The organism is Chryseobacterium capnotolerans, from assembly GCF_021278965.1.
GTDB classification, from domain to species: domain Bacteria; phylum Bacteroidota; class Bacteroidia; order Flavobacteriales; family Weeksellaceae; genus Chryseobacterium; species Chryseobacterium capnotolerans.
In genome coordinates this window covers 1306690-1330554 of sequence record NZ_CP065589.1, presented here as the reverse complement: position 1 = coordinate 1330554, position 23865 = coordinate 1306690, and the positions used below count along the sequence as shown (strand labels likewise).

Annotated in this window: 14 protein-coding genes and 2 pseudogenes; 13 read left to right on the top strand and 3 right to left on the bottom strand. The window is 38.3% G+C overall.

All coding sequences use genetic code 11. From position 1 onward, the window contains the following. The first annotated feature begins 3 nt into the window (after positions 1–3). The 5 genes from H5J24_RS06160 to H5J24_RS06140 all read left to right on the top strand — a co-directional run bounded on the left by H5J24_RS06160 (position 4) and on the right by H5J24_RS06140 (position 5659). Positions 4–1500 carry a CoA-acylating methylmalonate-semialdehyde dehydrogenase gene (locus tag H5J24_RS06160; protein ID WP_068943937.1) on the top strand — a complete coding sequence of 499 codons (1497 nt, stop codon included), beginning with the start codon at positions 4–6 and terminating at the stop codon, positions 1498–1500. A gap of 87 nt (positions 1501–1587) precedes the next feature. After that, positions 1588–2748: an acyl-CoA dehydrogenase family protein gene (locus H5J24_RS06155; protein ID WP_068943938.1), complete on the top strand. Its 1161-nt coding sequence runs from the start codon at positions 1588–1590 to the stop codon at positions 2746–2748. 16 nt (positions 2749–2764) lie between these two features. Next, a complete protein-coding gene (locus H5J24_RS06150; protein WP_068943939.1) occupies positions 2765–3871 on the top strand; it encodes an enoyl-CoA hydratase/isomerase family protein in 1107 nt (368 codons plus the stop codon). A 53-nt stretch (positions 3872–3924) separates the two neighbouring features. Beyond that, a complete protein-coding gene (mmsB, locus tag H5J24_RS06145) occupies positions 3925–4833 on the top strand; it encodes a 3-hydroxyisobutyrate dehydrogenase (protein ID WP_262495910.1) in 909 nt (302 codons plus the stop codon). A gap of 43 nt (positions 4834–4876) precedes the next feature. Further along, positions 4877–5659: an enoyl-CoA hydratase/isomerase family protein gene (locus H5J24_RS06140; RefSeq protein ID WP_068943941.1), complete on the top strand. Its 783-nt coding sequence runs from the start codon at positions 4877–4879 to the stop codon at positions 5657–5659. Positions 5660–5854: 195 nt separating this feature from the next. Here the strand turns inward: H5J24_RS06140 and H5J24_RS06135 are convergent. Both H5J24_RS06135 and H5J24_RS06130 read right to left on the bottom strand, forming a co-directional pair. Then, a pseudogene (locus H5J24_RS06135) lies at positions 5855–6430 on the bottom strand (helix-turn-helix domain-containing protein); the annotation flags it as partial. A 112-nt stretch (positions 6431–6542) separates the two neighbouring features. After that, positions 6543–7478, bottom strand: a complete 936-nt coding sequence (locus tag H5J24_RS06130; RefSeq protein ID WP_068943942.1) for an NAD-dependent epimerase/dehydratase family protein — start codon at positions 7476–7478, stop codon at positions 6543–6545. Between the two features lie 214 nt (positions 7479–7692). Between H5J24_RS06130 and H5J24_RS06125 the strand changes: the two genes are divergently transcribed. Together H5J24_RS06125 and H5J24_RS06120 are read left to right on the top strand one after the other, a co-directional pair. Further along, positions 7693–8307: a TetR/AcrR family transcriptional regulator gene (locus tag H5J24_RS06125; protein ID WP_068943943.1), complete on the top strand. Its 615-nt coding sequence runs from the start codon at positions 7693–7695 to the stop codon at positions 8305–8307. Positions 8308–8365: 58 nt separating this feature from the next. After that, positions 8366–10213 carry an isochorismatase family protein gene (locus H5J24_RS06120; RefSeq protein WP_232816132.1) on the top strand — a complete coding sequence of 616 codons (1848 nt, stop codon included), beginning with the start codon at positions 8366–8368 and terminating at the stop codon, positions 10211–10213. Between the two features lie 63 nt (positions 10214–10276). Here the strand turns inward: H5J24_RS06120 and H5J24_RS06115 are convergent, their stop codons facing one another. Next, entirely contained in the window at positions 10277–11782 is a 1506-nt protein-coding gene (locus H5J24_RS06115; protein WP_228407651.1) for an amidohydrolase family protein, read from the bottom strand. 428 nt (positions 11783–12210) lie between these two features. Between H5J24_RS06115 and H5J24_RS06110 the strand changes: the two genes are divergently transcribed. The 6 genes and pseudogenes from H5J24_RS06110 to H5J24_RS06085 all read left to right on the top strand — a co-directional run bounded on the left by H5J24_RS06110 (position 12211) and on the right by H5J24_RS06085 (position 23761). Then, a complete protein-coding gene (locus tag H5J24_RS06110) occupies positions 12211–12633 on the top strand; it encodes a hypothetical protein (RefSeq protein WP_232816131.1) in 423 nt (140 codons plus the stop codon). A gap of 105 nt (positions 12634–12738) precedes the next feature. Next, positions 12739–13824, top strand: a complete 1086-nt coding sequence (locus H5J24_RS06105; RefSeq protein ID WP_068943948.1) for an efflux RND transporter periplasmic adaptor subunit — start codon at positions 12739–12741, stop codon at positions 13822–13824. Between the two features lie 15 nt (positions 13825–13839). Further along, entirely contained in the window at positions 13840–17001 is a 3162-nt protein-coding gene (locus tag H5J24_RS06100) for an efflux RND transporter permease subunit (protein WP_068943949.1), read from the top strand. Continuing rightward, positions 16994–18463: pseudogene (locus H5J24_RS26140) on the top strand (TolC family protein). The gene H5J24_RS06100 and the pseudogene H5J24_RS26140 overlap by 8 nt, the downstream one beginning before the upstream one ends. 871 nt (positions 18464–19334) lie before the next feature. Continuing rightward, entirely contained in the window at positions 19335–22289 is a 2955-nt protein-coding gene (locus H5J24_RS06090; protein WP_068943951.1) for a SusC/RagA family TonB-linked outer membrane protein, read from the top strand. Between the two features lie 8 nt (positions 22290–22297). After that, positions 22298–23761 carry a RagB/SusD family nutrient uptake outer membrane protein gene (locus H5J24_RS06085; RefSeq protein WP_068943952.1) on the top strand — a complete coding sequence of 488 codons (1464 nt, stop codon included), beginning with the start codon at positions 22298–22300 and terminating at the stop codon, positions 23759–23761. Positions 23762–23865: the final 104 nt, after the last annotated feature.

The following is a 23865-nucleotide window of genomic DNA, read 5'->3' as shown; positions in this document are numbered from 1 at the left end:
ACGATGTCACAAAAAGTAAAAATAGTAATCAATGGAGCGTTTATTGAAAGTAAAACTCAAGAATACCTTCCTGTAGAAAATCCTGCTTCCCAAGAAATTCTTGCTGAAGTACCTTTAACATTAGTATCAGAAATCGATCAGGCTATTGAAGCGGCTACAGAAGCTTTCAAAAGCTGGAAAGAGGTTGCCACTCCTGAAAGAGCAAGGTTATTTTTAAAATACCAGCACCTTTTAAAAGAGCACCAAAAAGAAATCGCCGAAATTTTATCCAAAGAAAACGGAAAAACCTTTGCGGATGCTATGGGCGATGTATGGCGCGGTATTGAAGTCGTGGAACATGCCTGCAATATTCCAACCCTAATGATGGGAGAAACCGTAGAAAATGTAGCCCGTGGCGTGGATACCTACAGCTACATCCAACCTCTTGGAGTTTGTGCGGGAATTACTCCCTTCAACTTCCCTGCGATGATTCCTTTATGGATGTTCCCAATGGCGATTGCCTGTGGAAATACTTTTATCTTAAAACCTTCTGAACAAACCCCGATGACCTCCATGAAAATGGCAGAATTGTTCTTAGAAGCCGGTTTTCCAAAAGGAGTCCTGAATATTGTTCATGGCTCCAAAGATCAGGTGAATCATATCCTGAATCATCCTGAAATCAAAGCCATTTCATTTGTAGGTTCGGTACCTGTTGCAGAGCATGTTTACCGTACAGGAACAGATAACCTGAAAAGAGTTCAGGCATTTGGAGGCGCAAAAAACCACATGGTTGTGATGCCGGATGCCAACAAAGGACAAGTGATCAATAATTTAGTCGGTGCCTCTTGCGGAGCTGCCGGTCAACGCTGTATGGCGATCAGTGTAGCGGTGCTGGTAGGAGAAGCTCAACATTGGGTAGAAGAGATCAAAACAGCTTTAAGCACTATCAAACCTGGAGTATGGTCTGATGAATCTGCTGCTTTTGGCCCTTTAATTAATAAGCAGTCTAAAGAGAAGGTGTTAAGGTTAATCAAAAGTGCCTACGATCAAGGTGCTGAAGTACTATTAGATGGAAGTAACTGTACCGTAGAAGGCTATGAAAATGGATATTTTGTAGGTCCAACTCTCTTCAGTAATGTATCTGTGGAAATGGATATTTACAAAGAAGAAATCTTTGGCCCTGCTTTACTTTTATTAAAAGCAGACACGCTGGATAAAGCTATTCAGATCATCAACAACAACCCTTATGGAAACGGAACTTCGATCTTTACCAATTCGGGAGCGGCTGCCAGAAAATTCCAGCACGAAATTGAGGTAGGACAGATTGGAATCAACCTTCCGATTCCTGTTCCATTACCATTTTTCTCATTTACAGGATGGAGAAAATCTTTCTTTGGAGATCTGCATTCTTATGGAAAACAAGGGGTAAAGTTTTATACCGAAACCAAAACCATTACTGCCCGTTGGTTTGAAGAAGATGTTCCCGGAGGGAATATAAATATGACAATCAGTTTAAAATAATTGAAATGGAAAGCTGAAAAAGTGGATATTCACTCATATTTACGGAAAGCCTTCCATTCTTAATGCTCAACTTTCAACTTAAAGACTATGGAATTTAACCTAAGTGATGAACAACTGGCATTTCAGGATGCCGCAAGAAAGTTTGCTGAAAAAGAGCTCGCTCCCTATGCCTCGGAATGGGATGCTCAAAAAATATTCCCAAGAGAAGCCATAGCCAAAGCAGGTGAATTGGGATTTTGTGGAGTTTATACAAGTGAAAATGCAGGCGGTTTGGGATTATCTAGACTTGATGCGGCTATTATATTTGAAGAATTGGCAGCTGCCTGCCCTTCCACTACTGCTTATATCACCATACACAATATGGTTTCCTGGATGATTGATGAATTTGGAAATGATGAGATCAGAAAAGAATTCTGTTCAAAACTGGCTTCCGGAGCACTGCTTGGCTCTTACTGCCTTACGGAACCGGGATCAGGATCAGATGCAGCAGGGTTGAAAACGACGGCCATCAAAAAGGAAAATAAATATATCATTAATGGAACAAAAGCTTTCATTTCAGGAGCTGGCGAAAGTGATATTCTTATTGTGATGGCGCGTACAGAAAACTCCGGAGCCAAAGGAATCAGTGCCTTTGTAGTCCCTGCTCAAACTCAGGGAATCAGCTTTGGTGAAAAAGAGAAAAAACTGGGATGGAATACCCAGCCTACCCGTTTTGTATTTCTTGATCATGTAGAAGTGGATGATAAATATCTTTTAGGTACCTTAGGGGAAGGATTTAAAATTGCCCTGAAAGGATTGGACGGCGGCCGTATCAATATCGGAACCTGTTCCGTAGGAGCTGCCCAGGGAGCCATCAACCAGGCTCAAAAGTATATGCATGAAAGACAGCAGTTTGGAAAATCACTGGCTCAGTTTCAGTCTTTGCAGTTTAAAATTGCAGATATGGCTACGGAATTGGTGGCTGCCCGTCAAATGGTTCAGCTGGCAGCATTTAAGCTTGATTCTAAAGACCTCAACGCCACTACTTACTGCGCCATGGCTAAGCGGCTGGCTACCGATATGTGCTTTAACATCTGTAATGAAGCATTGCAGATATTGGGAGGATACGGATGCACCCAGGATTTTCCTGTAGAACGTTTAATGCGTGATGCCAGAGTGCATCAGGTAGTAGAAGGTACTAATGAAATTATGAAGCTCGTTATTTCAAGAAAGATACTTGAAGAAGGAGCTACTTTACAGATTCGTTAATTTAAATAATTAAAAAATGAGCTTACTCCTTACAGAAATAAAAAATAAAGTCGGAATCATCACGCTTAATTCTGAAAAAACACTCAATTCTTTGTCATTACCCATGATTGAAGAATTAAAAACGGTTTTGGAAGACTGGAAAAATTCAGATGAAATAGCCTGCCTGTTTATTCAGGGGGCAGGTGAAAAAGCGCTGTGTGCAGGAGGAGATGTAAGACAATTACATGATGCCATCATTGCACAGAGAGCGATTGATCCTACCCAGGTACCACAGGATTGTTTTGATTTCTTCTCAAAAGAATATCAGGTAGATTATACTATACATACCTATCCTAAACCTATCATCGTTTGGGGGCACGGAATTGTGATGGGAGGCGGAATCGGAATTATGGTCGGCGCCTCACACCGTATTGTAACGGAAAGAAGTAAACTCGCGATGCCGGAAATTACAATTGGTTTGTATCCGGATGTGGGTGCAACTTGGTTTTTAAATAAAATGCCATCCGCTTATGGTTTATATTTAGGATTAACAGGAGCCAGACTGGATGGAGCCGATTGCCAATTTTTAGGTTTGGCAGACTATTATGTACCTTCCTCTTCAAAAGCAACCATCCTCAACGGATTAGGACTTGCTGACTGGAATAAAAACCCTCATAAAACCGTTTCTGAAATAGTAAAAAATGTTTCCAAAAACGTTTCTGTTCCGGAATCACAGGCAGCCTTGCATCAGGACTTTGTAAAACAGTTTGAAAAGGCTGAAACATTGGATCAATTCAGAGAAATATTAATCAATTCTAATGAAAAAGATGAGTGGATTAATGCTGGAATTAAAAGTTTCGAAGCAGGTTCTCCCAGTTCAGCTCACCTCATTTTCAGACAACTGAAACAAGGTAAGGATTTAAGTTTGGAGGAAGTTTTTCAGTCTGAACTGAATCTATCCTGCCAATGTTGCATTCATCCCGATTTCACAGAAGGAGTACGGGCATTATTAGTAGATAAAGATCAGTCTCCAAAATGGCAGCCTGCTACCTTAGATGAGGTCACTCAGGAATGGCTAAACTCTTATTTTGAATGGATCATCGGAGAATGGAAAGTGAATAAAGAAGTAATGATCGGATCTTAAATCACCTCGTTCTTTTTTAATTCAAATTAAATCATTTTTTAACCCTCAAAGAAATAATTATGTCCAATATAGCATTCATAGGATTAGGAAATATGGGCGGACCTATGGCCGCAAACTTAGTGAAAAACGGTCATTCTGTAACCGGATTTGATCTTTCGAATACGGCTTTAGAAGCTTTGGTTTCAGCAGGCGGACAAACTTCCGGTTCAGCTCTGGAAGCCGTTAAAAATGCAGATGTAGTCATCACGATGCTTCCTTCCGGGAAACACGTTTCCGAATTGTACTCTGAAGAATTTGTCAACAGCTTACAGCCTAATACGTTATTGATTGACAGCAGCACCATAGATGCTGTAACAGCCCGTTCCGTAGCTAAACTTGCTGGATCTAAAGGCTGTAAAATGATAGATGCTCCGGTTTCCGGAGGCACAGCCGGAGCAAAAGCCGGAACATTAACGTTTATCGTAGGTGGTAAAACCGAAGACTACGAAAAAGCAAGACCTATTTTAAAATGTATGGGACAAAATATATTCCATGCAGGAGATTCCGGAGCTGGCCAAGTGGCAAAGATCTGTAATAATATGTTATTGGCTATTCATATGATCGGAACTTCCGAAGCCATTAATTTAGGCATCCGACATGGATTAGATCCTAAAATACTAAGTGAAATTATGCAGAAAAGTTCCGGTAAAAACTGGTCTTTAGAAGTCTATAATCCCTATCCGGGTGTAATGGAGAACGCTCCCGCATCCAGAGAATATTCAGGAGGATTTGCTGTAGATCTGATGACCAAAGACCTGGGACTGGCAGCGGAAGCAGGATTGGAAACCAAAACCTCTACCCCACTGGGAAATGCCGCTTTAAATTTATATAGAATGTGGAGTGAATCCGGAAATGGAGCTATAGATTTTTCAAGCATTATTCAATTTTTAAATGGGAAATTAAACGTAGGCAACAGTAACTAGCGTCACTTTATCCCAATCATCCCATCAATTAAAACCAGATACAATGAATTTTGAAACCCTATTATACGAACAACACGGACTTATCGGAACACTGACTATTAACCGTCCACAAGCCTTAAATGCGTTGAATGAAGTTGTTTTAAAAGAACTAAAAATATTTGCCGATCAGATAAAAACCATCCCAAACATTCGCGTTCTGATCATCACAGGCTCCGGAGAAAAAGCTTTTGTTGCCGGTGCAGATATCAAAGCCATGCAGGGAATGACTCCTCAGGAAGCTGAAGCCTTTTCCATCATGGCACAAACCGCATTTAACGCCATTGAAGAACTACCATTTGCGGTTATTGGAGCAGTGAACGGTTTTGCATTAGGCGGCGGCTGTGAGCTGGCATTATCCTGCGACATTATTCTGGCCAGTGAGAAAGCTAAATTCGGACTGCCGGAAGTTACTTTAGGCTTATTACCTTGTTTTGGCGGAACACAGCGTCTCCCAAGAGCAATTGGACTGTACAAAGCAAGAGAAATGGTTTTCTCAGGCGAATTTTATTCAGCAGCTGCCTGTAAAGAATTTGGTTTTGTCAATCGTGTTATTGCTCCTGAAGACCTATTGAATGAAACTCAAAAACTGGCAGAAACCATTGCCTTAAGAGGACCAATAGCTATAGCAAAAGCAAAACAATCATTAAATACAGGCTCTGAGCTTCATATTGCGGACGGGCTTAAACAAGAAGCCGCCTTATTTGGAGAATTATTTAATACCCAAGACCATAACGAAGGCATAAGTGCATTTATAGAAAAAAGAAATCCTGAATTTACAGGGAAGTAATAATGATTAGACACAAAAGTTTTAAATGCTAAAATTATTTAAAACCCAAATCTCCACCTATATAAAGTACACTTAAGCTTTTGAAAATCATTTTTTTCTTCTAAAGTGTACTTTTATACAGCATTATTATCATTCTCTTAAGTGAAATAAAGCGTTTAAAATTAAAGCTTTTGTGACTTTTGTGGTTCAAATAATTTAGTTAAAAGAAGCCCTAAACTCCAACGGTGAAAAAGTAGTTAGGTTTTTAAACAAACGGTGAAAAGACTGTGGATGCTCAAATCCTAATTGATAAGCGATTTCTGAAACGGACAGTTCTGTAGTAGACACCAGTTCTTTAGCTTTTTCAATTAAACGGGTCTGAATATGCTGTTGAGTGGTCTTACCTGTCTGTACACGAAGCATATCACTAAGATAATTGGCACTCAGATTCAGTTTTTCAGCCACAAAATGAACGGTAGGAATGCCGTTTTCAATCAATTGTTCATCTTTAAAACATTCATCCAACAATGTTTCCAGCTTTGAAAGCAGATCGTTATTCACTTTTTTACGGGTTAAGAACTGACGGTTATAAAAACGATCACAATATTTCAACAGCAGATCCAGGTTTGATACCAACAGATCCTGTATGAAAGAATCCATATTGGCAGCAATTTCCTGTTCTATATTTTCTATAATATCTAAAATAGATTTTTCTTCTTTTCCGGAAAGAAACAGTGCCTCATTAGCAGTATAGGAGAAAAAACCATAGTCTTTAACTTGTGAGGCTAAAGGGCTTTATAGAGAATTAAAAGTTTTATAAAACACTTTTGGTATACTAAATATTTCAGCATTTTCTATGTTCTATGTGGTTTAAAAAGATAAGTTATACTAAGTTACAATTTTATTATTTCCCAGAAAGCTGTTCACTCTTAATCTGGCTGATCCCTTGTTTATAAGTGGTCACCTGAAATTCAGGAAATCGATTTCTGAACTTTGAATCATCAAAGATATTGTCATGTTCATATCTTGGAAGTAACTCCAATAATTCCTTTACTTTTTGGTTGAATAAAGCACCTATCTTAAATACAAAATTGGGTATTGCAGAATAGTTCAGATCTTTCCTATAAATTCCGGAAGCAATTCTGATAAACTCTTTATATGTTGGATGACTTTTATCCACCGGAAGATGCCAGGTTTGACCGAATGCATCAGGTGTATTGCCAATTAAAGCTGTTGCACGGCTCGCATCCGGAGTCCAGATCAGACTTCTTTTCTTGCTTGTACTTAATGGAACTTTCAGCTTTTTCCCTTCTTTGATATTATTAAAAACCAACGTATTTGTAATACTCTGTGTTTTCCCAGGACCATAAAATTCAGGAGCCCGGCAGATTACGGCTTCCAGCTCACCGGACTCTATTTCTCTCAATACCATTTCAGCCATTTTCCTTCTTACCCTTCCTTTTCTTCCCACTGGATCAAATACTGTATTTTCAGTCAAAACACGACCATCCTGAGGATACATATACGTGTTGTCGAAGAACACCAACTTTGTTCCATTGATTTTGCAGGCATCAATTACATTTTGAAGGATCAGTGGAAATTGTTCTTCCCAAAGATCTGAGCTTATCGGAAGCCCTAATGTAAAATAAGCAATTTCACTTCCTTTTACCGCTTCAATAGCCTTCTCTCGAATAGATAAATCTGCTGAGAATACCTCATCAGTATCATTTACTTTTTGGGCATTTCTGCTGACAATACGAATATCTGAGGTATAATTTCTTTTTAATTCTCTTGCCAACTCTTCGCCAATCTGTCCGTTGGCTCCTAATATTGTTTGCATATTGCTGTACTTTTTCCGGTTAATATTATCTTTTGTTATTTTGGTAGGACAAAGTTCAGAAAAGCATATAAGATCTGAGTATCTCAATTAAGGTAAGTTGTAACAGAATCTCTGTTTTGAATATTTCTCTGGTTTTCAATTGGGTTATACATTTTGACAAAATTTGTTTTTTTGTCAGAAATATTTTAAATTTGTCATCGCAAAATCGAAACTTATGTTTTCATCCATACAAAATGAACAGGATCAACTTTCAGAACAGATACTTACAGCTGCCTCTGAACTTTACCTGAAGTATGGTTTCAAAAAAGTAACGATGGATGATATTTCCAAGGCCATCGGAAAAAGCAGAACTTCTATTTATTATTATTATAAAAACCGTGAAGAAGTCTTCCAGGCTGTCTTGAATTCTTTAGTAAAAGAAGTCATTTTCGAAATCGGAAATGCAGTGGATCAACAGGAGACATTGGAAGAAAAAATAAGGGCATTCTGTCTGACAAAGATTAAAACGTCTGAAAGCAAGACTCCTTTCTTTACGGCTGTAGAAGCTGGAATGAATGCTGAAGAAAAATCAAGACACTCTCAGGTCATGGAAGTTGTACACCAACATTTGATGGCTGGAGAAAAGATTATTCTTGAAAAAGCCATTTCACAAAGTATTCATACAAAAGAAATCCGTCCTTTAACATCAGAGGAACTGGATACTATTATTTTTATTTTACAGAGCAGTATTCGAGGAGTTAAACGTGAAATGCTTTTCAAAAATAGTTTTGACGGATTAAATGCAACCGTAGAAGTTCTGACTTCTATGACTGTTAAATGGCTCGCATAAAATTTTTTATCTCAATTTTGACATTTTCACAATATATGTCAAATAGTTTATTTTAAATATGAAGAAACTAAGTAATATCAGTACGTTCAGAGCTTTTCAGAGTAATAATTATACTTTGTATTTTTTTGGACGTTCTGTCTCACAATTTGGTACATGGATGCAGCGTACAGCGGTGGTTTGGGTGATTTACAGTATGACCCATTCTGCATTTATGCTGGGGCTGACTATTTTCGCAGAACAGTTCCCTTCCTTTCTATTTTCTGCTCTTGGAGGCGTAGCCGCAGACCGTCACAACCGATATAAAATCATTCAGATCACCCAGATTGCTTCCTTGATACAATCGGTTTTATTGGCTGTTTTGGTGATGACAGGCCATCATAACGTATGGCCCATTTTAGGATTAAGCGTCTTACTCGGAATTATCAACGCTTATGATGTCCCTGCAAGACAATCTTTGATTAATGAAGTGGTACATGATCCGGCAGATCTGCAAAGTGCTCTTTCCTTAACGGCTGCAATGGCGAGTCTTGCGAAACTACTTGGACCAGCCTTATCAGGGATTATTCTAAATCAGTTCGGAGCCGGAGTTTGTTTTATTTTAAATGCAGCAAGCTTTGCAGCCGTCATGATTTCTATTTCTATGATGAAAATTTCGAAGACGACATATAACTCCAATAAAACAAAGCAAGGTGTACTTAAAGAACTTGCAGAAGGTTTTATCTATATAAAGAAAGAATCTTCTATCGGCTGGATTATCATCATGCTCAGCATTACAGGATTATTTATTCTTCCTTATGATACGCTTATTCCCGTATATGCCAAAGAAATTTTCAAAGGGGATGCACAAACGTTCGGTTATATATCGAGCTTCATTGGTGCAGGAGCGGTATTGGGAACCATTATTCTAGCTTCTTTAAAGGAAACCGTTTCAATGAGAAAAATATTAATTGGAAGTACGATTGTCTTAAGTGTTGGACTTATTTGCTTCTCATACACCACCAATTTCATGCTTTCAATGTTCTTTGCAGCGGTTACCGGTTTTGGTGGTGTTGCTCAGTTTACGACCTGTAATATCATTGTACAGTCTGAGGCAGCTCCTGAAATGCGTTCCAGGGCGATCAGTATTTTGCTGACTGCGATATTTGGAATGATGCCGCTAGGAAGCCTGCTGATTGGAATTATTTCTGAAAAAATAGGAGCTCCCAAAACACTACTTTTCGAAGGAATTGCGGGACTGATTATCGCTTTTGCCTTTCGAAATATTTTAATTAAAAAAAGAAAAACAGCCCACCAAATCAACGGCTTCTGGAGGAATCTGAAGAACTATTCATCAATAAAACATAATATTATAAAAATGGAAAAAACAAAAAAAGCATTATTGGTTATGGACATGCAGTCATCAATTCTAGGTTCACTGCCTGATGCAACACTATTGATTACCAATATGGCACAGGCGATTAAAACTGCACGTGAAAACCAAATTCCGGTCATCTATATCGTTGTAGGATTCCGACAGGGAATGCCTGAAGTAAGTAAAAACAACAAAGCTTTCTCAGCAATAAAACAGCATATGGCTAACATTAATATGCAGGAATGGATGACTATTCATCCTGACCTTGCTCCTCAGGAACAAGATATTGTCATCACTAAAAAACGATTCAGTGCTTTTATGGGAAGTGACCTGGAAGTTGTGCTCAGAAGTCATGATATAGAACATCTGGTACTGGCAGGAATATCAACCAGCGGTGTGGTCCTCTCCACTTTAAGAGAAGCTGCTGACAAAGATTATAAGCTAACGGTCATAGAAGATTGTTGTACAGATGGCGATCTGGAAGTTCATCAGGTTTTGATGAATAAAGTATTTCCCAGACAGGCGGAGGTTGTTCATTTACAGCAATGGACTTGATAAAAGACAAAAAGAGGCTGTCTCAAAAGAGATAGCCTCATGCTCTATTTAAAAAACTGCTTATTAATTCAACTCCTGATTCGCTTTCTGAACAAAATCATTCCATTGTGTATTCAGGGATTCTACAGCTTGCTTTTTCTCATCTTTATTCAGGGAAGAATAATTAATAGAATTGAAAACCAATTTTTTCAAAGCTTTTACATCTAATTCCCAATTTACATAAGCTACCCAAAAGTCATAGCTTAGGCCTTCATAACCATATACAGCAGGATCATCGCTATTGATAGAACATTGTACTCCGTTGCTCAATAGTACTCTTGCAGGATGATTTCTCAAATCACTTACATACCCTAAGATTTGGTTACTGATAGGGCTTACTTCTACCAGCTTATTCTGTTTTTTAATCAGTTCCATTGATTTTGGAAAATAGATCAGATTAAGACCATGCCCGATTCTCTGGTTATTCAATAAGGTAATATCCAGCACGTTTTTATTGAAAACAGAATTACTTTCTCCCGCATGAAGAAACAGAGGCATTTCTATTCCGGTTTTTTTTGTGATTTCATTGAGTTTTATCCAGTTTTTCTGGAAAGAATTAATGCTGTTTCCTGCCGCTTCATCCGCAACAAGATCAAAACCTGAGATCATATCCGGGAATTGCTTCTTTAATTTGAAAGCAATCTCCAATTGTTTTTCAATGCTATCAGAATCTAAGAATTTAAAGCTTGAATAAATGAGTTTCAGACTAAACTGAGGATCTGATTTTCGCATTTGCTGTACAATATCCTGCAAATCTGTAATCGACTTTTCTAAGGGATATTTCCCATGCTGAAAATCATACAATTCATCGAATACATATCTGATCTCCACATGCTGCACTTTATCTTTAGTCAAATCCTGAAAGCCTTTCAAATAATATTCTTTAAAGAAAGGGCGGTAAGGCAGCAGCAGATTAATACGCTGGAAACGTTTTTCAAACTCAATCCAATAATCTGTATAAGAACAAAGGTTATCCCGTTTTAAAAGCAGAAGCTCATGCAGTTCTTTTTCAAAGCCAGGATCTGATTTCAGCTTTTGATCAAGGTTGACAAATCCTGTAGGAACTTTTCCGTTTTCAAAGAAACCCAGCTGCCCGAGAATAAATTTATCATTATCTTTTTGATCATATACATAGCATTCTTTATATTTTCTCGCTGTAGCTACCAGCCATTCAGCATTGGCTAGACCACCGCTGTGGGTATGCAGCAGCCCTCCTTTCGGCATTGTCTGTATCACCTTAAACAGCTTACTGGATTCTATCAGTGGTTTAATTTCATTAAAAGAACGGTTATATAGAGGAATATGCTGCTTTTCTGTTTCCTTAAGGAATTGCTTCCTGATCTGGAATAGTTTTTTATCCAAAGTGATCTCCGCATCAGATAACTTTACATCCGCATCAAAGGCCATAGCTGCATTTTCTTTATCCAGCAATGTCCAATTCTCCTGGTAAGCAGCTTTTTCAGCCACTTTAGTTTGGGCTCCCAACAGAGGAAATCCCAACATTAAAATATAGGTAAGGTATTTTCTCATAATAATAGTAACCTGCTACTGACAAAAAAGACTTTATCAATACAGTAATCAAAAATATAATTAATTTTTCTGATAAAAGAACTTCAAATCAAAAAACACAAGATTAGTGATTGAAAAGTTGTCCTGATTAAAGTAATAACGATTACTGAATATTTCCTCATCATCAGTTGTCTAACAAATGCTTTTCCACATTTCCAAAGAAACTTATTAAAATAATATTCATTTTATCTTTTTTATTAGTGTAAAGCTCAAAGTACTACAACAGATTGGACATCGCTTCTATTTATTTTTATCTAAATGAAGACTTATCTGTAAAAATGATACTTTTTTAACACTTTTTTAATCTTTATGGTTTGCTCTGATTTTGAAGTTTAATTACCTTTGTCACTGGGATGCAGAAAAGATTTTATCAAAATTTATACAGCTTGTTGTTTGCGTTACTCACCGTTCTGGGTTGGTACTATGGACAGCTTCAACAGTATATTTCTACTGATACTCCATCTGATTTTCATTTTACCACTGATGTTCTGACTCAACAGACAAAAAAAATTCAGGAGTCTTTTGACTTTATAAAAACTCATGAGGCCAACGACACTTATAACACCAGCCATCCCCGTTACAACAAAATCAGAGCAAATCTTTCGGAAAATGATTCGGAAAATGATGATAACGTAGACCATTCGGACTCTTCTGAACTTCTTGCTCTTTTCAAAGATGGATTCTGGCATCTGATATCAGACTTCGTCACTACATTTCACGATAAACAAATCGCTGTTTCACTGGCTCTATCTGAGTCTTTAATACCATTACATGATGATCTGTATATTCAGTACAGGGTCATCAGACTGTGATTTTTTAATATTTTTTTTTCGAAAACCTTACCTGCTTTCATGACATGCTTTTGAAAGTAAGGCCCCTTATTTTTCAATTATAAATTATTATAAAACAATATTATCATGGTCAAGAAAAGTCTCATGTATATCAACTTGTGCCTTATTCTCCTGTTTGTAGGCTGTCAATCCGAAAAAAAGGAAAAGACAGAAACTGCATCATTCAACGTAACAAGCCCTCTTGTAAAAGATACTCTCGTACATAAAGATTATGTAGCCCAGATCCGTTCCATTAATCATATTGAGCTGCGTGCTCAGGAAAAAGGATATATTCAGGCTATTTATGTAGATGAAGGACAGTTTGTTCAAAAGGGACAATTGCTGTTCAAAATTATGCCTAACCTTTATGAATCTGATGTTAACCGCGCTAAAGCGGAATCCAAATATGCAGAAATTGAATATCAGAACACTAAAAATCTTTCTGATAAAAACATTGTTGCCCCTCAGGAAATGGCAATGGCTAAAGCTAAATATGAAAAAGCTCAGGCTGAACTGTCTTCTATGAATACGCATTTGAGATTCACGGAGATCCGGGCTCCTTTTTCCGGGATTATAGGAAAATTGCATGTTCGAAAAGGAAGTCTTGTAGGTGATGGTGAACTTGTAACCGAACTTTCTGATAACAGTAAAATGTGGGTTTATTTCAATGTTCCGGAAGCGGAATACCTGAACCACATGAGCAACAGAAAAGATAATGATCCGCTCCATGTTCGTCTGATGATGGCCAACGGAAAAGAGTTTACACAAGATGGTATCGTAGAAACTATAGAATCTGATTTTAATAATGAGACCGGGAATATCGCCTACAGAGCTACATTCCTTAATCCAAAAGGATTATTACGATATGGTGAAACCGGGAATATTGTGATTACTTCACCTTATGCCAATGCCATGATGATTCCTCAAAAGGCAACCTTCGAAGAACTGGAAAAGAAATATGTCTATGTGATTACCAAAGACAACAAAGTAAAAGCAAGAGAAATAAAAATTGCTGCTGAATTACCGCATATCTATGTAGTAGCTTCAGGGCTTGGAAAGGATGAGAGAATCCTTCTGGATGGTCTTCGAATGGTTCAGGAAAACCAAAAGATCAGTTCAAAATACCAAAAGCCTGAGAAAGTGATGTCGAACCTCGATCTGTATGCAGAGTAACCTAATAGCAGCATTATGTTTAAAAAAGTAATACACCGACCGGTTTTCGCTATTGTGATCTCGGTTGTCATCCTGTTTATAGGAGGGCTTGCGATGAAGCAGCTTCCTACAGAACAGTTTCCAAAAATTGCACCCACAACAGTTGCCGTTTCTATTGCATACCCTGGAGCCAGCGCAGATGTATTGGTAAAATCTTCCCTGATTACCATTGAAAATGCCATTAACGGAGTCCAAGGAATGCGTTACATCACTACAGATGCTACCAGTGCCGGAGAAGCTACTGTGAACGTGGTCTTTGATCCCGGAACAGACCCGAATGAGGCTGTAGTTCTTGTAAAAACAAGAGTTGACCAGGTAATGCCTTTATTACCGGAACTGGTACAAAAAGAAGGGGTTGTAGTAAACCCCATACAGCCAAGTATGCTGATGTATGTTAATCTTTACAGTACGAATAAAAGTATGGATGAAAAATTCCTTTACAATTATTCCATGGTTAATATTATTCCGGAAATCAACCGTATTCATGGTATTGCAAGATCTCAGATCCTGGGAAGCCGAAGATATGCGATGCGTATCTGGCTGAATCCTGACCGTATGAGGGCTTATGATATTTCTGTAGATGAAGTCATGAAAGCCATTAGTGAGCAAAGTATTATCGGCCGGCCGGGAAGAATCGGCCAGAGTTCCGGTATTGCGGCACAGTCTCTGGAATATGTATTGACCTACAAAGGACAATACAACAAGCCTGAAGAATATGAAAATATTATCATTCGTTCCAATGCTGAAGGGGAAAATGTTAAATTAAAAGACGTCGCCAAAATAGAATTGGGCAGTGAATTTTTTGATATTTATTCCAATCTTGACGGACATCCATCTGCTTCTATCGTTTTAAAACAAAATTATGGAAGTAATGCCAATGATGTGATCAAAGATGTGAAAGCTAAGCTTGCCGAAATGAAAGGGAACTTCCCTCCTGGTGTAGATTATAAAATCAGTTATGACGTTTCGCAGTTTCTTGATGCTTCCATTGAGCAGGTAATACATACATTGAGAGATGCATTTATTCTTGTAGCCATTGTAGTTTTCATTTTTCTTGGTGACTGGCGTTCTACCCTGATCCCTATTATTGCTGTTCCGGTTTCTTTGATTGGTACTTTCTTTGTCATTCAGCTTTTTGGATTAACCATCAACCTTGTTACCCTGTTTGCCCTGGTATTGGCGATCGGAATTGTGGTTGATAATGCGATTGTTGTTATTGAAGCCGTTCACGCCAAGATGGAGGAAAGCAATATTTCTCCTTATAAAGCAGTGAAAGAAGTAATGGGTGAAATTGCAGGAGCTATTATTGCCATCACTGCCGTAATGGTAGCGGTATTTATTCCGATTTCATTTATGACAGGTCCGGTGGGAACATTCTACCGTCAGTTTTCCATTACGATGGCAAGTGCTATTGTTATTTCGGCTGTTGTTGCTCTTACCTTAACGCCTGTCTTGGCTGCGATGTTACTGAAAAACAATCATGGAAAACCTAAAAAATCGAATATTTTCACGAAATCTTTAGATGCATTTAACAATGGATTTGATAAAGTCACTGGAAAATATGCCTCATTTCTTAGAAAGATTGTCAACAGAAAAGTAGTAACATGGGGAATCCTTGCTGCCTTTTGTGCTGGAATTTTTGTAATTAATAAAGTACTTCCCGGAGGCTTCATTCCTAATGAAGACCAGGGAACTATCTATGCCATTATTCAGACTCCTCCGGGATCTACATTGGAACAAACCAATAAAATTTCCAGAGCTTTGCAAAAGATCGCAATGGGAGTAGATGGTGTAGAATCGGTATCTTCTCTGGCTGGATATGAAATTATGACAGAAGGACGCGGTTCTAACGCAGGAACCTGTCTGATCAACCTTAAAAGCTGGAATGACCGTAAGCATTCTGTAAAGGAAGTCATGGAAGAACTGGAAAATAAATCAAAAGATCTTGGAGCTACTATTGAATTCTTTGAACCACCTGCTGTTCCCGGATTTGGTTCTTCCGGAGGATTCTCTATGAGATTGCTTGACCTTAACAGAACTACCAATTATCAGGATTTCGATAAGGTAAACAAAGACTTTATCACCCAGCTGAAAAAGCGTAAAGAACTTACAGGAGTGTTCACATTCTTTGCCGCCAATTATCCTCAATATGAACTGGTATTTGATAATAATGCTGCGATGCAGAAAGGAGTTTCTATTGGAAAAGCCATGGAAAACCTCAACATTCTAATTGGTAGTACCTATGAGCAGGGCTTTATTCGTTTCGGGCAGTTTTTCAAAGTGTATGTACAGTCTTCCCCGGAGTTCAGAAGGCTTCCGACAGACATCATGAATCTATATGTAAAAAATGACCGTGATGAAATGGTTCCTTATTCCGCATTTATGACGATGAAAAAGACTCAAGGTCCTAACGAGATCACCCGTTATAACATGTATAATTCTGCTGCAGTTCGTGGTCTTCCTGCACCGGGATATACTACAGCAGATGCTATTCAGGCCATTAATGAAACAGCTGCTAAATCTCTTCCTCACGGATATAAAGTAGCCTGGGAAGGATTATCTTATGATGAAGCACAACGCGGTAACGAAGCTATTTATGTTTTCCTTGTTGTCCTTGTATTCGTATATCTTGTACTCGCAGCACAATATGAAAGTTTCCTTATTCCGTTTGCAGTACTTTGTTCTTTACCTGTAGGGGTATTCGGGTCCTTCTTACTATTAAAATTAATGGGACTGGAAAATGACATCTATGCTCAGGTAGGACTGATTATGATTATCGGATTACTCGGTAAAAATGCAGTACTTATTGTAGAATTTGCCGTGAAAAGGCGCCAGGCCGGAGATTCGATTCTTGAAGCAGCGGTCGAAGGCTCTAAAGCCCGTTTCAGACCTATCTTGATGACTTCATTTGCATTTATAGCAGGTTTGGTTCCGCTCGTATTTGCGAGAGGTGCAGGAGCGATTGGAAACCACACCATTGGGGCATCCTCATTGGGAGGAATGTTGATAGGAACCTTATTTGGAGTTATTGTAATTCCGGGACTGTACTACATATTTGCCAAGTGGTCTGACGGTAAAAAAATGATTAAAGACGAAGATGAATCTCCATTAAGCGAAGACATGATCCATTATGAATAAAAGTAAAATATATCAATACGCAGGCGTGGCAGTATTCTTATTAAGTCTTACTGCCTGTAAACCTATAGAAATACAACAACGTGCTGAAAATAAATCTGTTCCTGAGAAATACAGTTCAACAGCTAATGACACCATCAATACCGGAAAACTCAAATGGGAGGAATATTTCAGTGATCCTAAACTTCAGGGGCTGATCAATCAGGCGCTTCAGAATAATCAGGAACTGAATATTGTTCTCCAGGAAATTGAAATTTCTAAAAATGAAATCAGAGCCCGTAAAGGCGAATATCTTCCTTCGGTTGGTTTAAAAGCCGGAACCGGAGTAGATAAAGTAGGCCGTTACACTAATATCGGAGCTATGGAAGCTAACACAGAAATAGAACCGGGCAGAGAAATGCCTGAACCTTTATTTGATTTCGGAGTAGGCGCTGGAAGCGAAATGGGAAACCGATATCTGGGGAAAACTTCATAATGCTACAAGAGCTCAGGCACAACGGTATCTTGCGAGTATTGAAGGAAAAAACTTCATGGTAACCCACTTGATTTCAGAGATTGCAGACTCTTATTATGAGCTGCTGGCATTAGATAATGAGCTGATTATTTTAAATCAAAATATCAAAATCCAGAGTGACGCCCTGGAAATCATTAAGGATTTAAAAAAGAATGCTCGTTCTAATGAATTGGCTGTACAGAGATTTGAAGCCCAGGTTCTTAAAACTCAGGGTATGCAATATGATATTCAGCAAAAGATCGTGGAAGCTGAAAACAGAATCAATTATCTTGTTGGAAGATTTCCGCAACCCGTGGAAAGAAACCAGGATTCTTTTGACACTGTGTTACCTCAAACGGTATATGGGGAATTCCTTCAGAATTATTGGAAAACAGACCGGATATTAAACAGGCTGAATACGAACTGGCTGCTGCAAAACTGGATGTTAAATCGGCAAAAGCAAGGTTCTACCCTTCTCTTGATCTTTCAGCCGGACTAGGCTTGCAGGCATTTAATCCAACTTATATCATTAAGCCTCAGTCTTTCCTTTTTAATCTTGCAGGAGAACTTACAGCTCCCCTGATTAACAGAAGAGCGATCAAGGCTTCTTATGCCAATGCCAACGCGAAACAGATTCAGGCCGTTTATCATTATGAACAGACCGTTTTGGAAGCTTATATAGAAGTAGCCAATCAGTTATCCAAAATTCATAATCTTGAAAACAGTGTGAATACGAAAACGAAGGAAGTAAATGCATTAACAAAGTCCATTGACATTTCCAATGATTTATTCAAATATGCCCGTGCTGATTACATGGAAGTTCTGCTGACTCAGCGCGATGCACTGGAATCCAGATTTGAACTGGTTGAAAAGAAAGTCAATCAGCTAAAAGCAAGTGTCGCCGTATATAGAGCACTAGGTGGTGGATGGGACCAACAACCTCTAACGACTCCGGATCTTTCTAAAAATTAAACATTTTCATTCATTTCCTATCTAAAGGGGCTTATCAAAAGGTAAGCTCCTTTTTTATAGGCTGGTAATACTCATCTCAAAATAATACTCTTAATTCAGATCTATATCTTCTACTCTAGCCCCGATAGTAACGGTTACCCCGCAATATAGAAAGGAAAGAAGAAGGAATTAAGAAGTGAAAAGCTTTGGAATGAGGAGTATGAGTGGATAGCGGGAAAAAGCTCCCAAAATAGTAATCAGATGTACCATACATAAAAAGTCTACAAAAACAATAGACTTTTTGTGTTAAATATTATTCATCTGTTAAAATGAAATATTTTTGATTTTAAGCCAATAACAATAAACAAGTTTAAAATACTGATATTTAAATAGTTACAATATTTCAGAACTCACAATACGCATTACCCTACTTAATTAGTAGACTAATATGATTTTTCTCATGCTCTCTTTTAACAAAGTTTTATGAATTATTAAATACTTTTGACCCAGTTAAAAAAAATAAAACTCTATTCTCATGAATAAGAATGACTTTAATTCTTACCTATGCACTATCATGGCTGCAACTGCTGCTCAACATAAAGGTTGTACAGGGAATGGCCTTTCACAGCACAACATCACTTCTAAGAACATGTGCTTTGAATCTATGATGTGTAAAATGATGATGCCATAACTCCCAAAGAAATATGCACATTATTGTAGGAATTAAAGCCCGATAAGCTCAAGGCCTATTTAATCCGGGTACACCTCCTCTATTTTAACATTTTCTTTCTGACACCTCCTTACAACAAGGAGGCAGGGACTTATTCTTTCCTAAAAGGGAAGATAAAAACGTAATACACATATTCAATTTTCTAAACCTAAGATTAATATAATGAGAAAAAAACAATGCAAACTTGGTGTATTGGCCGTGCTTTTATTCGCTGAATATGGCTTTGCACAGAAAAAAGACAGCCTTTCACAGGAGACTGCCATCAAAGAAGTAGTGGTGGTAGCCTTCGGAAAGCAAAAAAAGGAAGAAATTACAGGATCTGTACAGTCTTTAAAGGCTAAAGATCTGGGTAACCTTCAAAACGGAAATGTTCTTCAGGGAATTGGGGGTAAAGTGGCAGGAGTACAAGTGATTTCTTCCGGGCAGCCTGGCTCCCAGCCTACGATAAGAATGAGGGGAATTGGTTCTATCAATGCCTCCAGTGATCCTTTAATTGTATTGGACGGAATTCCTTATAGCGGTGACCTGAACAGTATTTCTTCAGCAGATATTGAGAGTATATCATTTCTGGAAGATGCTTCTTCCAACGCTTTATATGGTTCCAGAGGAGCTAATGGGGTCATTATTGTGAATACTAAAAGAGGTAAAAACAAGAAACTGAGTGTTGATCTTGATATAAAAACCGGAGTTAACTTCAGATCTATTGAGGATTATTCGGTATATACTTCACCTCAGGGCTATTATACGGCTTATTATAACAGGGGCCGGATTGGAGAAATTGCAAGACAAACGCAGCCGGGAGCTGTTCCTTCTACCACTACTCCACATGCTGCAGGGCTTTCAGCGCTGAACGGACTGGGCTACAATGTGTATAATGTCCCGTTCAGCCAACTGATTGCTCCGGACGGTTCTTTTAATCCTAATGCTAAGCTGCTTTATCAGGATAACTGGAAGAAACTTCTTTTCAAACCTGCCTTAAGAAGGGAAGCTACGGTGGGAATTAATGCCAGCGGCGACCAGGTAAAATCTTACACTTCCCTAAACTATCTGGATGACAAAGGCTATCTTATTGCTTCTGGTTTTGAAAGATTCGGGATCAGGTCCAATGTAGACTATTCTATCACGCCAAAGTTAAGATTAACAACGGCCCTTTCTTATACGTACAGTAAACAGAAATTCGGAGAAACGGGAGGTTTTTCCAATCCGTTTCAGTTTGCCAGAAATATAGCTCCTTTCTATCCGGTTTTTCTTAGAAATGATCATTACCAGCAGCTTTATGATAACCATGGAAATGCACTTTATGATTATGGAGACGGGCAAGGTCCTAACGGTGCTACAAGGTCTTATGCTGTTTTTGAAAATCCGGTAGGAAATCTTCAACAGGACAAGTCTCAAAGAGTCAGTAATATCAGCAACATCAATCTGGGTTTAAATTATGAAATCATCAAAGGCCTGGATTTCACTTACAATTTTGGGGCTTATCTTGAAAATTTACGAAATCTTCAGTTCGGAAATACCTTGGGGGGAACTTCATCTTCTGTAGGGGGAACTATTTCTCAGGAGTCTATTTTCAACTACACCCTGAATCATCAGCAATTGCTTACTTACCAAAAGAAATTCGATAAACATAACTTCAATATACTTGTTGGTCATGAATTGAATAAAACAAAGAATGAAGGATTCTCCGGAAACAAACAACAGCTTCTGCTTCCAGAGTCATGGGCTTTTGATAATGCTGTAAAAATCACCAACCTGTCAGGAAGTGGATATGAATATGCTGTAGAAGGATATTTCTCAAGATTATTGTATAACTATGACAGTAAGTATTTCTTTAATGCAAATGTACGTAGGGACGGATCTTCAGTCTTCGCTCCGGAAAGCAGATGGGGTACATTTTATGGGTTAGGAGCAGCATGGAACGTTGCTAAGGAAGATTTCCTTAAAGACAATAAGGTCATTAATGCTTTGAAATTGAAAGTTTCTTATGGGCAGCAAGGAAATGATAACATCCTTTTGACTGCAGCCACCAGAGATTATTATGCTTACCAGGACATCTATGGAATTAATGATTTTGGGGATGGAAAACCTGTACTTTCTTTAGAGAAACAAGGAAACAGAGACCTAAAATGGGAAACTTCCAAAAACCTTAACGCCGGTTTTGAACTCTCCCTACTCGACAACAGGGTGAATCTAAATGCGGATTATTTTGAAAGAAAGGTATCGGATATGATTTATGCTCTTCCGTTAGCAATATCCAATTCAGGTTCCTATGTAAAATATGGAAATATTGGAGATATGTACAATAAAGGGGTGCAGGCGAACATCAGTGTAGATATTATCAGAACACAAGATCTTCAGTGGAATTTCTATGCCAATGCAACGCATTATAAAAACAGAATTACCAGGTTACCCGATCAGCAAAAAGCTACAGGACTGGTTTCAGGATTGTTTGTACTTGCTGAGGGCGGAGACCGATATACTTATTATTTAAAAGAATTTGCCGGAGTAAATCCTGCAAACGGAGATGCATTGTGGTATAAAAATACAATTAACCCAACTACTCAACAGATAGAAAAAACGGTTACCAATAATTATAAGGAAGCCACTGACTATAATACCGGGAAATCAGCAATTCCGAAAATTTATGGTGGATTTGGGACAGATATTACTTATAAAAGAGTGAACCTTTCCGTTAACTTCGCCTACCAGTTTGGAGGATACGGATATGATGATATTTACAGATCCCTTTTCCATTCTGATACTTACGGTTCTAACTATACCACTGATCTTGATAAAACTTGGACTCCGGAAAATCCTACTGCTGCCTTACCGCGTGTAGATCTAACATCTACCAACCAGAATGGACATTCCACACTTTATCTAGTTAAGTCTGATTATATCAGCCTTCAGGATGTCACATTATCCTACCAGTTATCTGATGATTTTGCTAAGCAGGTTGGTTTATCTGCCTTAAAAATCTACGCAACAGGAAACAATCTCTACCTATGGTCCAAGAGAAAAGGATATGATCCGAGAGCTTCATTAACAGGAGTTTCGGATGCTTACAAATACTCTTTATTATCTAGTGTTTCACTAGGTTTTAAACTAACATTTTAAAAGAAATTATGAAAACAATAAAATACTTTATATCAGCTTTAGCCGTAGGGCTCATTACAACGGGTTGTGCTAATGACCTCAACACTTTGCCGGAGGGGAATATTTCCGGTGAACAGCTGAATGACGATCAATCAAAGCCGGAAAAAATTCTGGCCGGAATCTATCTTGATCTTCGCAGTAATGGTGCAGGAGGAAACGTTTCATCTCACTCTGATTTCGGGATCATGGGAATAAAGGCAGGTGCAGATTTAATGTCCAATGATGTGATCCAGGCAAAAAATCAGCATTTGGGAATGTTTTATAATTATGAAGCGACCAATGCCAGCAATATTGCAGCAGAAATTGTATGGACGACCTTTTATGCAAGGATATTCATCATCAACAAACTGCTTAATGATTTAAAAGAGGATGCGAGCCCTAAAAATAAAGCAATCAAAGGACAGCTGCTTGCCCTAAGAGCTTATTCTTATTTTAATCTGATCCGTTTTTATGCTAAAGATTATAAAGGGCATCCATCTGATCTGGGTCTTCCATTGGTACTTACCAATGATAATCCAAGCCAGGGACGCCCAAGATCAACGGTGGCTGAAGTATACACTCAGATCGGTCAGGATATCGAAGAATCTATTGTTCTTTTGGAGGGTTTTGCCCGCCCATCCAGAGCTCAGATCGATCAAAGAACAGCTAAAGCCATCGCTGCAGACGTATTCCTGCAAACAGGAGACTTTGTGAAAGCCGGAAAATATGCTGCAGACAGTAAGCAAGGTATTGCCCTGATGACAGAAAACGATTATACGACAACAGGATTTTCCAATCTCAGTAATCCTGAAGTGATCTGGGGATTCCATAACACGATTTCTACCATGAGTACCGGAAACTATTATGCTTCTTTCTTCTCCATGTTTGATAATACCAATGAAGGGTATGCAGGAGCCGCTCAGATCTATAAGCTTATTGATAAGCGATTGTATGAAGCAATTCCGGACACGGATTATCGTAAAAAAGTATTCAATGGCAGCCAGCCCTCCAAATATACCTTTAATGGAAAGACTAAAAATTACCCTGCTTATGTAAGCTGGAAATTTAAAGATCCTAGTATGTTTGAAGGAGATTATATCTATATCAGAGCTTCATCTTTATATTATATTGAAGCGGAAGCATTGGCAAAACAAGGAAGAGAAGCGGAAGCAAGACAGGTATTATTTCAAATCACATCCAAAAGAGACAGCACCTATACCCTATCGACCAAAACAGGAGCTGAGCTGATCAATGAAATTATCCTCCAAAAAAGAATTGAGCTTTGGGGCGAAGGCTATGCGTGGTTTGATATGAAGAGATTAAACACACCTTTAGAAAGAATCTATACAGGTACAAACCACACTTTTGGAAGATTTAACCTGACAACAGATAAATTCATATTCCAGATTCCTAATAAAGAAATTAATAATAACCCACAAATTAAACAGAATTAGCAGGTAGAACAGAGTAAACAAAACAATTTTAATATATTTCAAGCGAACCATCATTTTTTATAAATGATGGTTTTTTCATTAAAAATCATTGTGCTTTTTTAATC